The sequence below is a fragment of the Chryseobacterium sp. NG-CE01 genome (genome assembly GCF_055695505.1).
Window position 1 is genome coordinate 164,778 of sequence record NZ_CM146369.1, and the last position, 15,280, is coordinate 180,057.

Here is a 15,280-nt window from a genome sequence, read left to right on the forward strand (position 1 = left end):
GGGACATCGTTCACATAAAGTTAACAATAATATCCTTTTCTTAATGTTTAGTTAAGAAAAAATTAAATTTCCCTAAACCATTTACACCACAGATTCTTTCTTCCTTTGCACCGAAAGTTATATAGTAAAAAAGAAATGAATTTTAGAAAACTGAGTATCGCAGTTTTGTTTTTAACAACATCGGGAACTGTACTTTACGCTCAAGAGACCAAAAACGACACCGTAAAGAAAGAGAAAAAAATCGAAGGTGTCATTATTCAGGGAACTACTAAAAAAGGTGCTGAATCTAATATTATCAGTCTTCAGAAAAAATCTGTAGAGGTTATTGAAAGAGTAGGTTCTGTACAGCTTACCAAACAGGGAGTTGGTGATGCGGCAACAGCAGTTACCAAGGCAACCGGTACTCAGAAGCAGGAAAGCAGCGGACAAATTTTCGTAAGAGGTCTTGGAGACCGATATAATTCAACTACATTAAACGGACTTCCTATTCCGTCAAATGATCCTTTATATAAAAATATCGATCTGGGAATTGTAAAAACGGACATGATCGATTACCTGAGCCTGGAAAAAGTATATACTCCAAGAATATGGGGAGATATGGCAGGAGCCAATGTGGATATCGTTTCAAAAGTATATACCGGAAAACCTTATTTCAGAGTAAATCTCGGGTCTTCGGTAAATTTCAACGCTATTGATAAAAGCAATTTTTACCTGCAGGACGGCCCTAATTTTTTCGGAACCGATATTATTAAAAAACCTTCCAATGCTTCTGTAGCCAGTGCAGGATATGTTTTTAAAACTTCATGGCAGAATAAAGAACAAAATAATCCTTTTGCCTCATCATTAGGAATCGATTTCGGAACAAATTTTAAAGTAGGTTCTACAGGAAGATTGAGCATATTCGGTTATGCAGCTTTCGACAACGATTATGGATATGTAAAAGGTATTGCAGGAGGTGCTTACGACGGACAGAATACAGCCCTGAAAATCTATCAGGATGCCGAAGAATACAGATATCTTACTAACAGTACCGGCTTACTTAATTTGAATTATAAGATCAACAGTAATCATAACATCAATTTCACCACCAACTATATTCATACCACAGATCAGAAACTGGGGAATTATATGGGATATAACAGGGATTATTATGATAATGACCCTCTGCAGGAGAGATATGCTACTAATCTTAGAAGAGCCACTTATAAAGTAAACGATTTATTCGTTAATCAATTAAGAGGTGAGCATACACTTTCTGAGCCATTAAAGATCTCCTGGAACCTGGGTTTCAACAGACTTGAAAGCAAAAGACCGGACCGTCAGCAGAATGTTACTATATTTGACAAAGAGCTTAACACAAGTTTCTTCGCCAGCAGTAACCCGGGAGCAAACAACAGATACTATGATAACCTGATTGAAAATGATTATGTAGGTGATGTTCATGCAGATTATAAATTTTCCGAAAATGTAAAACTTACTTTAGGGTACAGCGGAAGATATAAAGACAGTGATTTCAGAGCGACTCAGTATAACTTCAGAATAAAACTCAGCCAGGGAAGCTACTTTGTAGATCCTAATAATTACGATACTTTCTTCAATCCCCTGAATTATCAGATCGGTGCATTTGACATCGTAACATTCAGAGGTGATGTGAAATTTGATCCCGCTACAGCACTGATTCCTCAGTTCTTTACTTCAGAGATCTTCAATAATGCAGGATATGCTAACCTTGATTATAAATTTAATGAAAAGCTTACCGCGCAAATCGGTGTACGTTATGATAACCTGAGTCAGAAAATGACTTACAATACGGCACTTATTTCCAACGGAGGAAATTTAGATAAGAATTATAACAAGATATTACCTTCATTAAATGTGAAGTATGCCTTAAATGATTTCAATAACTTCAGATTATCAGCTTCCAAAACCTATACGACTCCGCTTTTGCTTGAAATGGCTCCGTTTGAATATGAAGACATTGACGAATCAAGCTTAGGTAATAAGGATGTTTACCCTTCCGATAATTATAATTTAGATCTTAAATGGGAATGGTTCCCGAAAAAGAACGAAGTAATCTCCGTTACAGCTTTCGGTAAATATATCAAAAATCCTATTTCAAGAATTACAATTGCTTCATCTTCCAACGTAGTATCTTTTGCCAATGTAGGAGAAAGTGCAAGAGTATTCGGGGCTGAGATTGAATTCAGAAAAGATCTTTACACAAAAGGAAACTCAAGATTCTATACTTTCCTTAATGCAACTTATCTTAATACAGAACAGGATCTTGATTCCAAAAAGCTTACAGAAGAAAACACCTATGTTTCCGGAAACTTCCTGAAAGATAAAGAAAAAATGCAGGGCGCATCAGATTTCCTTGCCAATGTAAACCTTGGTTGGGAGAACAAGTTCAAAAACGGAAATCTCGATCTTGTGGTAGCTTACTCTTATATCGGAGATAATATCTACTCATTAGGATTCGAAAAAAGAGGAAATATGGTAGATAAAGCGATTAGCACGCTAGATGCTACGGTACGATTCAAGTTTAATAACGGACTAGGAATTTCACTTCAGGGCAAAAACTTGATAAATCCTACCATAAAAAGAGTTCAGGATAATGAAAACACAGAACTTATCTCTAAAGAATACAAAAGAGGTGTCGGACTGAGCTTAGGACTCTCATATGAATTTTAAATTAAAACAGAAATAAAATCTAAAAAGTATTATGAAAAAGAATCACTTAAAATTAATAGCTGCGGCTTTATTTATTGGTACTTCATTCGCTATTCAATCATGCAGCAGCAGCGATGATGATGATTCAATCCCAACAGTATCTCCTGTAGGAATCGCTCAGGACCCGAATAACTTTAAAGGTGATGTTCCTAACGGACAGGTTGTAACGTTAGATCCTACTAAAGTATACAAGCTTACAGGTGCTGTAATGGTAAAAAACGGTGGTAAACTTGTAATTCCTGCCGGTACTAGAATAGAAGCAACAGGTGGTACTTCTTCATTTATTACAGTAGAACAGGGAGGACAGATCTTTGCCAACGGTACAGCTTCTGCTCCTGTAGTATTTACATCTCCTGCTGCAACACCTGGAAGCTGGGGAGGATTAGTAATCTGCGGTAGAGCGCCTATCAACAAAGGAACTTCTGCTACTGCTGAAGTAGGAAATGCTACTTATGGAGGTACAAACCCTACAGATAACTCAGGATCTCTTACTTATGTGAGAGTAGAATATGCCGGAGCAATCTTCACAGCTGATAAAGAATTCAACGGACTTTCTCTTTTCGGAGTGGGCAACGGTACAAAAATAGAAAACGTTGCTTTGGTAAACGGATCTGACGATGGTATCGAATTCTTCGGCGGAACTGTAAATGTTTCAAATATTGTATCTATCGGTAACGAGGATGATGCTTTCGACTGGACTGAAGGATGGAACGGTACAGCTACCAATATCTATGGTAAAAGAAGAGCCAACGGTACAGGAAACAGAGGTATTGAGGCTGATAATAACTCTAATAACCACGATGCATCACCAAGATCAAATCCTACCATCAAGAATGCCACTTTCATAGGAGCAACTTCAGGAGAGGCAGATGGTTTCAAACTTAGAGTAGGTACATATGCTACAATAGACAACGTAGTACTTTCAGGATGGTCTACAGGAATCAATATCGAAAATGATGCATCTGTAAGCTATTTCAATGGTGGCGGTAAAATTACCAATATCAAATTTGACAATGTTACAACTAAAGCTTCTGCTAAATCCAACGCAGGAACTTCAGTAGCCGTTTTGGCCAATACGTATACAGAAAATACAAATGCTGCAGGAGCAGGAAGCGGTACAGCTACTCCTTCTTGGGCATCAGGATGGTCTAGCTTATAAGATTAGTAATTAGTTTCTTCATATCAAATTAAAAAACGGCATCGGAATTTTTTTCTGATGCCGTTTTGCATTTCATCAAATAATAATACACTCACCCCCATCTTTAATTATGGAAAATACACGAAAAAATGGTAATTTGGCCTTTTGAAACAAAACAGCATTTAAAATTCCATTAAGCATAGTAATCTGAATATTATGAGAAAAAATTATCTGAAGCTCTTCGTTGCAGCTGTCATTATAAGTACTCCTTTTGTCTTGCATTCATGTTCCGAAGATGAAGATACAGCCACTATTGCAGTTGTGGGAATTGCACAGGATCCTGCTAATTTCAAAGGAGAAGTTACCGAAGGCCAGATCGTCACGCTTGATGCAACAAAAGTATATGTACTCAACGGTGCGGTGCGGGTGAAATCCGGCGGTAAACTCGTAATTCCGGCAGGAACAAGAATTGTAGCAACCGCCGGTGCAGATTCTTACCTTTTGGTAGAACAGGGCGGACAGATCTATGCCAACGGAACACCGGCCTCCCCCGTGACATTTAATTCATCTGCTGCCACTGCGGGAAGCTGGGGTGGAGTTATGATATGCGGTAAAGCACCCATCAATACCGAGGCAACCGCTACTTCCGAAGTCGGAAATGCAACCTACGGAGGAACTTCAGCTTCTGATAATTCAGGATCATTAACTTATGTGAGAATCCAAAATGCGGGAATTAATTTCGCCACTGATAAGAATTTCAAAGGTCTGGCGCTCTATGGTGTGGGAAGTGATACGAAAGTAGAAAATATCGCTGTGGTAAATGGTGCAGAAGACGGCATCCAGATGTATGGCGGAACGGTAAACATTTCCAATATTATTTCCATAAGCAATGCAGATGATGCTTTTGTCTGGACAGACGGATGGATCGGAACAGCTACCAATGTATATACAAAACGAAGAACCAGCGGTACGGGAAATACCGGGATCAAAGGAATTAATAATACAAATGCCGATGCCTCACCAAGATCCAACCCAACCCTTAAAAATGTTACCCTTCTTGGCGGAACTTCCGGAGAATCACAGGCTATAAGACTGTATTCGGGAACGTATGCTAATTTTGAAAATGTAGTACTTTCTAACTGGACAGACGGTTTCAGTCTTGAAAGTAATTCTACAGTAACCTATATCAACGGTCAAAGCAAAATAAAAGATGTATTTTTTGACACCAATGTTACCAATAAGATGACAGCAAAGGCAACCGATGGTTCAACCGTAACCATTCTGCCATCTACCTACACCGAAAAAGCAGATGCTACAGGCGCGGGAAATAAGCTGGCTAGTCCGGCTTGGGCAATTGGCTGGTCTACTTTACAGTAAATTAATTAACCTCAGTTCGGGATAAAAATAGAATAAAATTTGTAAAAAATAGCAATAATTCGTATATTTAAGTTTCTGACAATTTTATAATGAATATTTTTCGGAGGCAAACAGCATATTGTTTCAATCCAAAGAACCGTCACTTAATTTGAAAAAAACGTAAATGACGGTCAATTATTTTTAAATTTTACTAAACCGAACTCAGGCTAATTTAATTTTTGTCTAAACTTTTAGGGCAGTCCAATCTGAAAGGCTCTTTTTATTAATTCAAATAAAAATTTATTTTCCGATCGGCATGTGCGTGGAAATAGCGATTCTGTTCCACATATTAATTACTACAGCTGCCATGATAATATCAGCAAGCTGATTTTCATTAAAAAGAGTTTTGGCCTTTTGATAGGTTTCCTCAGATAGTCCTTTCTGGCTGATCAGTGTAATCTCTTCCGTAATTTCCAGAATTATCTGCTCTTCTTCCGTGAATAATTCTTTAGTCTCTCGCCATGCATTCAGCAGAAAAATTCTTTGCGGTGTTTCACCATATTTTATGGCATCCTTTGTATGCATATTGATGCAGAAAGCACAGCCGTTAATTTGTGAAGCCCTGATTTTGATTAATTCTTTCTGAATAGGTGTTAAAAAACTGTTTTTAAGGGATTCCTCCATTCCTATTCCTGCTTTGTAAGCTGCCGGGTGAACTGTTGTCCAGTCAAATCTTGCGCTCATATTATTTGTTTTAAAATTTCTGAGACAAAGTTCCGGCTTTAGAATTCTAAAAATCTTAAACTGGTTTAAGAACGTAATTTCGCACGGATTTCACTTAAATATTCCGGCGTGAAACCCAGAAAAGAAGCAATGAGATATTGCGGAATCCGTTGGATAAACCATGGATATTGTGTACTGAAATGCACATAAAGCTCTTCTCGTGAAAACTCATAAAGATACCGGATTCTCCTTTCCGCCGCAGCATAAGCACGTTGGTAGATCATTCTGAAGTATCTTTCCATCACCGGATGTTTTCTCAGCAGCGCTTCCTGAGAGTGAAAATCGATTTTCAGAATGACCGATTTTTCAACCGCCTGGAGACAAAAATCCGATTTGAGCTGTCTTTCATACGCAAAAGTATCGGTGATCCACCAGTTTTCAATCGCAAATTCTGTTGTCTGTTCAATTCCTTTTTCGTTAATAAAAAACTTCCTAAGGCATCCTTTAACGACAAAAAACATAGACTTGCAGATTTCGCCATCAGACATCAGGTCCTGCTTTTTCTTCACCTCCAAAACCTGGAAATAAGAAATAACAGAAGTAAATTCTTCATCATTAATATCGATAAATTTATCCAAATGTTGCTTAAAAGTCTCCATTCCTGAAATTATATGATCAAACTTAACTTTATTTTTTTAGTTTTACAATCACAAAACACGGTATCATGGAAATTGTAGCCAAAATCTTAATTGCAGCGGTAGCTTTGGAGCATCTTTATATTCTCTGGATGGAAATGTTTGCCTGGGAAACCAAGGGGAAAGAAGTTTTCAAATCCGCTTTACCTCCTGAAATGTTTAAGCCAACAAAAGGTTTGGCTGCCAACCAGGGATTGTACAATGGTTTTCTGGCAGCTGGATTGCTTTGGACTTTCCTAATTGAAGATCCGAAATGGCAAACCAATATTGCTTTATTTTTCCTGGGATGTGTTGCTGTTGCCGGAATTTACGGAGCCATTTCAGCGACGAAAAAAATATTCTTTGTTCAGGCCTTGCCGGCAATTCTGGCGATTATTGCAGTACTTTTGAAATAAACTTTAATTGTAGATTAATATTTTAGGAGCTGTTTCCCGCTTTCCGCACTCGCTATTTTTTTGTTTCGGCGCGGCGGCTTCGCCGCCGCGCCGAAACAAAAAAATGAGCTCAAACAAAGCTTCAATCGGGGCTAACAAAGTTCGCGCTACAACAATTATTTGGAAAATATAACTACTCTAATAAAAAAAATAAAATCAGAGGAATAGATATTATTGTCTTTAAACATCTTTGACTCTTAAAAGTATTATTAGATCCATTTCAGGATGACAACTATGAAATAATAATTTAAGTAAAAAAATCTGCGTAATCCGGGAGATCTGCGGGAATTATATTAACATCATTCTCTTCAAACATCTTTTGTACTATTAAAAGTATTGTTTAGATCCTTTCAGGATGACAACTATGATATAATAATTTAAGTAAAAATATCTGCGTAATCCGGGAGATCTGCGGGAATTATATAACATCATAGTCTTTAAACATTTTTGTACTCTTAAAGTACTGTTTAGATCCTTTCATGATGACAACTATGAAATAATAATTTAAGTAAAAATATCTGCGTAATCCGGGAGATCTGCGGGAATTATATAACATCATAGTCTTTAAACATTTTTGTACTCTTAAAGTACTGTTTAGATCCTTTCAGGATGACAACTATGAAATAATAATTTAAGTAAAAATATCTGCGTAATCCGGGAGATCTGCGGGAATTATATTAACATCATAGTCTCCAAACATCTTTGTACTCTTAAAAGTATTATTAGATCCTTTCAGGATGACAACTATGAGATAAGAATTAAACTAAAATCCGAGTGATCCGCGAAATCTGCGGGAATTTAGAAATCCAAAATCTCGCCAAGCTTTTTCTTCATCTTTTCAGGGGTAAACAATCCCTCATGATATTCAGCCAAATTTCCATTGACATCCAAAATAACCCACAGCGGATAAACAGGCTGGCTTTTATTTTTCGACAAAGCCAGAGCCAGCTCATGAATTCCGGAATTTCCGTTCGGTAAATAATCAAATTCCCTTCCCTGAAAATTAATTTTATCTCTCATTTTTTCGGCATCAAAGCTTATGAAATAAAAATTTTCATTAATCAATTGAATCAAATCCTTATCTTTTTCCAACTGAAAAGCCTCAATTTTACAGACCGAACACCAGCTTGTGTAGAGATGAATAATAACAGGCTTTGGATTCTCTCTATGCTGAATTTCCAAATCCGGAAAAGTGCCTGTTTTCATCTGTGAAAGACAAAAACACGGCACTGACATTAAAAATAAAAATATCGTTAAGCTTTTCATTTCATATTATTTTTTTACCGCAAAAAGACAAAAGATTTGAACCTTTTTTTTAGATTTTTAAATAATTCGTTTGCTTCTTTTGCGGTTAATCTTATTTTAAACGTGAAACATCCATTTCCTTTCTCATTAAATGACCAAAAAAAATAATTTAACTAAGTGATTGGTCCAAGCTTCGCGTAACAAATTTATTTGCCTTTGCCTTCTAAAAAATGATCATTTTTAATATAATCTTTGCCAAAACTTTTAATATTCAATTATAATTGTTATTTCAAAATATATTTAATTCCCAAAAAACCTCTTATTCTCTGCATCGGAGCATATCCGTATGTCGTATCAAAAGTATAATGATTAGGATTGGTTACAGGATCATTGACGTTTTTATCAAAAGGATCAAAAGGCCTCATTAAAGGATCTTTCGGAGTGAAATTAAACAGATTTTTGATTCCACAATATACTTCAAATCCGGATTTAAAACTTTTAGAAACCTGAATATTGGCCAATGTATACAACGGTGAATATTCAGAACGGTAGTCATTCGGTAAAATCGGGAGCCGCATCGGTCCGTAGAATTGTCCGGTAAAATCTATGGACAGGTTATTCGTAAACCTGTAGGTGAAAGCATACGTTCCGCTCCATTTCGGAGCATGAAGCTGCTGCGATTTTTCATTTTCACCGTCAAATTTCTGATAAACGTCAAGATAGGTTACTCCGAGATTCACATTCAGCGGAAAATCAAAAACGTAATCTACATTGACGGAAGCTCCTCTTGAAATGCCATAACCTTTCAGGTTATCATAAATAATTTTTTCAGGATCTATATCAAAATCTCCTACAATCTTATTGCTGAAATAGGTATAAAATACTGAAGCGTCAAGATTGATCAGGTTTTTCCCTGCCGGAATTTTCCATATATAATTAAGATTCCCGTTAATCGATCTTTCAGGTTTTAAATCAGATTGAATAATCACTTCCCGCGAACCGGTAAGAGCCGCATGATCTTCAGTAAAAAGATTCACCACCCGAAATCCGGTCCCGAAATTAAACCGCAGTGCATGATAGGGATTGGGAGAAAATTTCCACGCAAAACGCGGCGAATGTACTGCATGATGAATTTTATCATAATCGAACCGGTATCCTAGCAATAATGTAATTTTATCATTGACATCCCATTGATCCTGCACAAACGCTCCCAATATCGGAGATTTCATAGGTTCATTCGTGGATCCGTCAGGAGACAAAGTCCCGGGAGTATTGTCGTCATAAAAGGTTCTTTTTAAAGTAAATCCCGCAGTAAGATCATGATTTCCAAGCTTTTTATCCAAGAAAGTCTGTGCAAAAAGCACCTTTTGTGTTGCTGTAAAAGGATTGTTTCCGTAAAACGAATTCTGATCATGAAAATTATAGGAAAACTGCGTAATGATATTTTCTTTCAACGGCCATTGATAAATGCCGAAAGCTTCTACCCGATTGGTATAAATACTTTCACCATAGATTTCATCACTTCCACGGTAGCTGCGGTTCCACTGCATTTCTCCCCCGAAGCGGTCTTCATATAAATATCGCAAAGCAAAGCTGGCCTGACGGTTTTCTTTTCTCTTAAAATTCCATTTATTAAAGATTGAAATTCTGTTCTGTAATGCTCCGTCCGTAAAATTATCTTTATTTTCATCAAATCTCTTCTCGAAATTAAAATAATTAAGGCTTAATAAAGAAGCGATATTATTGCCAACATTAAATTTAGTGGAAAGATCAACATTATTCTCACTCCATGTTGTGGTCATAAGATCAATGCTTAATTTCGGAGCGGTCAGCGCATTTTTGGTAATGATATTGATCACGCCTCCCATCGCTTCGGAACCATATATAGAAGAAGCCGGGCCTTTCACTACTTCAATTCTATCTACCAGACTGTTAGGAATTCCGCTCAGTCCGTACACAGTGGAAAGTGAACTTACAATCGGCATTCCATCAATTAAAATCATGGTATAAGGACCTTCGAGACCGTTAATATGAATATCTCCTGTATTGCAAACTGAACAGTTCAGTTGAGGTTTAACGCCATTCACCATAGAAATAGCTTCAAAAATATTCGGGGTAGGATTTTTCTGGAAAAATTTCTGGCTGTAGATCTCTACGGCAACCGGACTTTTTGATCTGCTTACCGGCTTTAAGGTACCGGTCATAACTACATCATCAATATTCTTTGTTTTCATTTCTTGTGGTAAAATTTTTGCCGGAATTTGTTCATCAACAGCTTTTATACCCAGACTGTCAGCTTGTTGAGAAAAGTACAGTGACGGCAATAATAAGAAATTAAAAAGAATTTGTTTCATGAAATTAAAATTGTTAGACAAAACTAACAATTATTTTTTAATTGCAAAACTCTACATGAATATTGTTTAAATTCAATTCATGAAAAATTATTACATTTGAGAAACAACATATAAAAGTAAAATGAGATATCATCAGTCGGGAAATATTCCCCAAAAAAGACATACGATTTTCAAATCTCCTGAAGATAAATTTTACTATGAACAGCTTTTCGGAACCGAAGGTTTTCATGGAATTTCTTCTTTATTGTACCACATTCACCGTCCTACACAGATCAAATCCATTGATGAAGCCAAAGATGTAACGCCCAAAATTGCTGTTGCCCAAAATGTAACACCAAGGATGTTCAAAGGAATGAATGTAACGCCTGAAGATGATTTTCTAGACAGCAGAAAGTTTCTTATGGTCAATAACGACCTTAAAATGGGATTGTCCAAACCAAGAAAGTCAACCGATTATTTCTATAAAAACGCAGAATGTGACGAGCTTCTGTTTGTACATCAGGGAACCGGAATACTGAAAACGTTTGTCGGCAACCTTGAATTTGCTGTAGGTGATTATTTGATTATCCCGCGAGGGACCATTTACCAGGTGGAACTGCATTCCGATGACACGGTTTTCTTCGTTTTAGAAAGCCACTCCCCGATTTACACCCCGAAAAGATACAGAAATGAATTCGGCCAGCTGCTGGAACATTCTCCATTCTGCGAAAGAGATATTGTTGCTCCGGTTTTTGTTGAACCGAAAGATGAAAAAGGAGAATTTTTAATCAAAGTAAAAAAGGAAAATCAGATTACCGATTTTATTTATGCCACTCATCCTTTTGACGTTGTAGGCTGGGACGGCTATTTTTATCCTTATAAATTCAATATCAAAAATTTTGAGCCGATTACGGGAAGAATTCACCAGCCGCCTCCGGTACACCAGAACTTTGAAGGCCATAATTTTGTGGTGTGTTCATTCTGTGCGAGAATGTATGATTATCATCCGATGGCTATTCCTGCGCCGTACAACCACTCGAATATCGATTCTGATGAAGTCTTATTCTATACAGAAGGAGATTTCATGAGCCGAAACCATATTGATCTGATGGACTTTACCTTACACCCCGGCGGAATCGTTCATGGACCGCATCCCGGAGCAATGGAAAGAAGCATCGGAAAAAAATTCACCGAAGAATATGCTGTGATGGTAGATCCTTTCAAACCGCTTAAAATTACGGAAGAAGCGTTGAAAGTAGAAGATCCTTCCTATAAGACTTCCTGGCTGGACGAGCAGGACAAAACCCTGGAAGACCGCTCTCAGGAGTAATTTTCAAAATAAAAAGTCTATAATTTAGATCTAATACAGGACCGATGCACCGCCATCGGTCTTTTTATTGACTTAATCTGAGCCAAACATGACAAAAATCTTTGCATATTTGGTCTTAATAAAAACAATTAAACCTATCTTTAAGTCAGAGAAAAATTTATAAAAAAATCAATATGTACAATTATATCAGTGCAGAGGAAGCCATTTATACCATTAAAAGCGGAAACCGCGTATTTTTCCACGGAAGCGCATGTACCCCGAACTACCTGATCGATGAACTTGCAAGACAGGCCCACCGTCTGGAAAATGTTGAAATGGTTTCTATTACCCAGCAGGGAAATGTAGAAATTGCCAAGCCTCAGTATAAAGATAAATTTTTTGTGAATTCATTATTTGTTTCTTCGCCGGTAAGAGACGCTGTCAATTCAGACAGAGGAGATTTTGTCCCGGTTTTTTTAAGTGAAATTCCTATTCTTTTCAGGAAAAACATCTTGCCATTAGATGTTGCTTTAATTACCGTCTCACCACCCGATAAGCATGGGTTCTGTACTTTGGGAACTTCGGTAGACGTTGCCAGAGCAGCTGTAGACACGGCGAAAATTATTGTAGCAATTGTTAATCCTTTAATGCCAAGAACCCACGGCGACGGAATGATTCACATCAGCAAAATCCATAAACTGGTATGGCATGAAGAAGAGCTTCCTACCATCGATTACGGATCAAAAGTAGGTCCCGAAGAAATGGAGGTCGGAAAAAATGTCGCCGAACTTATTGAAGACCGCTCCACCCTGCAAATGGGTATCGGAACGATTCCTGATGCGGTTTTAAAATGCCTGGGAAATCACAAAGACCTTGGTGTACACACCGAAATGCTGAGCGACGGAGTGGTTGATTTAATTCAAAATGATGTTATCAATAATAAATATAAAGGCTACAACGACAATAAAACCATTACCAGCTTCTGCTTCGGAACCAGAAAGCTTTATGATTACGTAGATGACAATACGGTTTTTTCATTCGATGATGTAAGTACGGTAAACTTCCCGATCAATATCATGAGAAATAAAAAAATGGTAGCGATCAACTCGGCTATTGAGATAGATTTAACCGGACAGGTTTGTGCAGATTCCATCGGAACCATGCAGTACAGCGGAATTGGCGGACAAATGGATTTTATGAGGGGAGCCGCATTAAGCGAAGACGGAAAACCGATTATCGCTATCACTTCAAGAACAAAAAAAGGCGTTTCCAGAATTGTACCTTATCTCAAGCCGGGAGCCGGAGTTGTTACTACAAGAGGCCACATCCACTGGGTCGTTACGGAGTATGGAACAGCCTATTTATATGGTAAAAATTTAAAGCAAAGAGCACAGGAGCTCATCAGCATCGCGCATCCTGATGACCGTGAAATGCTGGAAAGAGCAGCTTATGAAAGATTCAAACATTAATACGTATCCTTTAAAAACTGATCATTAAAAACCGGAACGTAAAGCATTATGAATTTTCATTAAGCTTTTCCGATGTTTACCTAACGTTTGTTTGTTAATATTTTTCGTATTAGTCAGAAATTCGTAATTTGCGTCCAATAAATATAAAAGTAAAAATAGAATATGTCAACACTTACATTTGCCGAAAAAATTGCTCAAGCAGAGAATTTTTTACCGATCAACGGTACAGATTACATTGAGTTCTATGTAGGAAATGCAAAACAGGCTGCCCATTATTATAAAACCGCTTTCGGTTTCCAGTCTGTAGCATATGCCGGTCCTGAAACCGGAGTGAGAGATCGTGCATCATACGTTCTTCAGCAGGGAAAAATCAGGCTGGTACTTACCACAGGATTAAAATCTGATTCCCCGATTAACGAACACGTAAAAAAGCATGGTGACGGGGTTAAAATTTTGGCACTTTGGGTGGATGACGCTTATAAAGCATTTGAAGAAACCACAACCAGAGGAGGCAAACCTTATCTGGAGCCGGTAACATTAACCGATGAAAACGGTGAAGTAAGAATGTCCGGAATCTATACCTATGGAGAGACTGTGCATATGTTCATCGAAAGAAAAAACTATACAGGTCCTTTCATGCCGGGTTACGAAAAATGGGAAAGCGACTATAAACCTGAAGAAGCAGGCTTATTATATGTAGACCACTGTGTAGGAAATGTAGACTGGAACAGAATGATCCCAACCGTAGAATGGTACGAAAAAGTAATGGGATTTGTAAATATTCTTTCTTTTGATGACAAACAGATCAACACAGAATATTCTGCACTGATGTCTAAAGTAATGTCAAACGGAAACGGATTTGCGAAATTCCCGATCAACGAACCGGCAGAAGGTAAAAAGAAATCTCAGGTAGAAGAATATCTTGATTTCTACGAAGGCGAAGGGGTACAGCATATTGCCGTAGCAACAAAAGATATTATTCATACAGTAACAGAACTGAAGAGACGTGGCGTTGAATTCCTATCTGCTCCACCGGAAGCATATTATGATATGGTTCCTGAAAGAGTGGGACATATTGATGAAGATATTAAGAAGCTTCAGGAGTTAGGCATCCTTATTGATCATGATGAAGAAGGGTATTTATTGCAGATCTTTACAAAACCTGTAGAAGACCGCCCTACCCTTTTCTTTGAAATCATTGAAAGACACGGTGCGCAAAGCTTCGGAGCAGGAAACTTCAAAGCATTGTTCGAAGCACTGGAAAGAGAACAGGAGAGAAGAGGAAATCTTTAATTTTAATAACAATATCAAGTTTTGTCAGGATCAAAAGTCTTGACAAAACTTTTTTATAAACACATCATTATGAGGAAAACATTATTGGCAATTCTATTTGCCGGCGCTATATTCACTGCAAAAGCACAGTACGGAACAATGGACCAGATCCTTACCCGGCTTGAGGAAAGATCGGGTGTCAATCAGAATCTGGAATCCGTGAATATTGACAATAAGAAATTTGTTTTCATCAAAGATGAGGCAGACCATACGGAAAGAGATTTTATTATTATCAAGGGTAATAAAGCGACTTACGTAGAAGTATTCGACGATAAAAAAACCGACGAAAGCACCTCTAATGTTTTCTCGGGAGATATCATCAGAAAGAAAAACATCATTTCTCTGAGAGCCGATATGCTGGAGAACAAGAAAGTTCCGATCCCGCTTACCAAAACATTACTCCTTACCAAACAGGACAACATTCTCTATCTCATTGATGTGAATACAAAAGCGAGATGGATCGATGAGGCGGCATTATCCGGTAACCAATCTAAAAATAAATCTAAAAAATAATTA

At 37.5% G+C, this 15,280-nt stretch carries 12 protein-coding genes; 8 read left to right on the forward strand and 4 right to left on the reverse strand.

The annotated features are described in order from the left end of the window. Positions 1 to 135 precede the first annotated feature (135 nt). The 3 genes from ACYT6F_RS00840 (at position 136) to ACYT6F_RS00850 (ending at position 5,245) form a co-directional block, all read left to right on the forward strand. The gene (locus ACYT6F_RS00840) at positions 136 to 2,691 is read left to right on the forward strand and encodes a TonB-dependent receptor domain-containing protein (RefSeq protein WP_472599450.1); all 2,556 of its coding nucleotides are present in this window, start codon (positions 136 to 138) and stop codon (positions 2,689 to 2,691) included. A gap of 31 nt (positions 2,692 to 2,722) precedes the next feature. Then, positions 2,723 to 3,889 carry a hypothetical protein gene (locus ACYT6F_RS00845; RefSeq protein ID WP_472599451.1) on the forward strand — a complete coding sequence of 389 codons (1,167 nt, stop codon included), beginning with the start codon at positions 2,723 to 2,725 and terminating at the stop codon, positions 3,887 to 3,889. Between the two features lie 195 nt (positions 3,890 to 4,084). Then, positions 4,085 to 5,245: a hypothetical protein gene (locus ACYT6F_RS00850; protein WP_472599452.1), complete on the forward strand. Its 1,161-nt coding sequence runs from the start codon at positions 4,085 to 4,087 to the stop codon at positions 5,243 to 5,245. Between the two features lie 279 nt (positions 5,246 to 5,524). Here ACYT6F_RS00850 and ACYT6F_RS00855 read toward each other — a convergent pair whose 3' ends face one another. Then, positions 5,525 to 5,968, reverse strand: a complete 444-nt coding sequence (locus ACYT6F_RS00855) for a carboxymuconolactone decarboxylase family protein (protein ID WP_472599453.1) — start codon at positions 5,966 to 5,968, stop codon at positions 5,525 to 5,527. A gap of 65 nt (positions 5,969 to 6,033) precedes the next feature. Next, a complete protein-coding gene (locus ACYT6F_RS00860) occupies positions 6,034 to 6,606 on the reverse strand; it encodes a Crp/Fnr family transcriptional regulator (protein WP_472599454.1) in 573 nt (190 codons plus the stop codon). A gap of 65 nt (positions 6,607 to 6,671) precedes the next feature. Here ACYT6F_RS00860 and ACYT6F_RS00865 point away from each other — a divergent pair, with 65 nt between their 5' ends. Next, on the forward strand, positions 6,672 to 7,037 hold the full coding sequence (locus tag ACYT6F_RS00865) for a DUF1304 domain-containing protein (protein WP_472599455.1): 366 nt from the start codon (positions 6,672 to 6,674) through the stop codon (positions 7,035 to 7,037). 837 nt (positions 7,038 to 7,874) lie between these two features. Here the strand turns inward: ACYT6F_RS00865 and ACYT6F_RS00870 are convergent. Both ACYT6F_RS00870 and ACYT6F_RS00875 read right to left on the reverse strand, forming a co-directional pair. Continuing rightward, entirely contained in the window at positions 7,875 to 8,282 is a 408-nt protein-coding gene (locus tag ACYT6F_RS00870; protein ID WP_472599456.1) for a thioredoxin fold domain-containing protein, read from the reverse strand. 323 nt (positions 8,283 to 8,605) lie between these two features. Continuing rightward, entirely contained in the window at positions 8,606 to 10,675 is a 2,070-nt protein-coding gene (locus ACYT6F_RS00875; RefSeq protein ID WP_472599457.1) for a TonB-dependent receptor plug domain-containing protein, read from the reverse strand. 121 nt (positions 10,676 to 10,796) lie between these two features. Between ACYT6F_RS00875 and ACYT6F_RS00880 the strand changes: the two genes are divergently transcribed. The 4 genes from ACYT6F_RS00880 to ACYT6F_RS00895 all read left to right on the forward strand — a co-directional run bounded on the left by ACYT6F_RS00880 (position 10,797) and on the right by ACYT6F_RS00895 (position 15,277). Further along, on the forward strand, positions 10,797 to 11,984 hold the full coding sequence (locus tag ACYT6F_RS00880; protein WP_472599458.1) for a homogentisate 1,2-dioxygenase: 1,188 nt from the start codon (positions 10,797 to 10,799) through the stop codon (positions 11,982 to 11,984). A 173-nt stretch (positions 11,985 to 12,157) separates the two neighbouring features. Next, positions 12,158 to 13,432 carry an acetyl-CoA hydrolase/transferase family protein gene (locus tag ACYT6F_RS00885; RefSeq protein ID WP_472599459.1) on the forward strand — a complete coding sequence of 425 codons (1,275 nt, stop codon included), beginning with the start codon at positions 12,158 to 12,160 and terminating at the stop codon, positions 13,430 to 13,432. A gap of 162 nt (positions 13,433 to 13,594) precedes the next feature. Then, positions 13,595 to 14,725: a 4-hydroxyphenylpyruvate dioxygenase gene (gene hppD, locus ACYT6F_RS00890; RefSeq protein WP_472599460.1), complete on the forward strand. Its 1,131-nt coding sequence runs from the start codon at positions 13,595 to 13,597 to the stop codon at positions 14,723 to 14,725. Between the two features lie 69 nt (positions 14,726 to 14,794). Further along, a complete protein-coding gene (locus ACYT6F_RS00895; RefSeq protein WP_472599461.1) occupies positions 14,795 to 15,277 on the forward strand; it encodes a hypothetical protein in 483 nt (160 codons plus the stop codon). Positions 15,278 to 15,280 lie beyond the last annotated feature (3 nt).

Bases quoted from the DNA above. Each gene is read 5' to 3' on its own strand.
- ACYT6F_RS00850 (WP_472599452.1), top strand. From the start codon at position 4,085: ATGAGAAAAAATTATCTGAAGCTCTTCGTTGCAGCTGTCATTATAAGT.
- ACYT6F_RS00895 (WP_472599461.1), top strand. From the start codon at position 14,795: ATGAGGAAAACATTATTGGCAATTCTATTTGCCGGCGCTATATTCACT.
- ACYT6F_RS00875 (WP_472599457.1), bottom strand. From the start codon at position 10,675: ATGAAACAAATTCTTTTTAATTTCTTATTATTGCCGTCACTGTACTTT.
- ACYT6F_RS00845 (WP_472599451.1), top strand. From the start codon at position 2,723: ATGAAAAAGAATCACTTAAAATTAATAGCTGCGGCTTTATTTATTGGT.
- ACYT6F_RS00840 (WP_472599450.1), top strand. From the start codon at position 136: ATGAATTTTAGAAAACTGAGTATCGCAGTTTTGTTTTTAACAACATCG.
- ACYT6F_RS00855 (WP_472599453.1), bottom strand. From the start codon at position 5,968: ATGAGCGCAAGATTTGACTGGACAACAGTTCACCCGGCAGCTTACAAA.
- ACYT6F_RS00870 (WP_472599456.1), bottom strand. From the start codon at position 8,282: ATGAAAACAGGCACTTTTCCGGATTTGGAAATTCAGCATAGAGAGAAT.
- ACYT6F_RS00880 (WP_472599458.1), top strand. From the start codon at position 10,797: ATGAGATATCATCAGTCGGGAAATATTCCCCAAAAAAGACATACGATT.
- hppD (WP_472599460.1), top strand. From the start codon at position 13,595: ATGTCAACACTTACATTTGCCGAAAAAATTGCTCAAGCAGAGAATTTT.
- ACYT6F_RS00885 (WP_472599459.1), top strand. From the start codon at position 12,158: ATGTACAATTATATCAGTGCAGAGGAAGCCATTTATACCATTAAAAGC.
- ACYT6F_RS00860 (WP_472599454.1), bottom strand. From the start codon at position 6,606: ATGGAGACTTTTAAGCAACATTTGGATAAATTTATCGATATTAATGAT.
- ACYT6F_RS00865 (WP_472599455.1), top strand. From the start codon at position 6,672: ATGGAAATTGTAGCCAAAATCTTAATTGCAGCGGTAGCTTTGGAGCAT.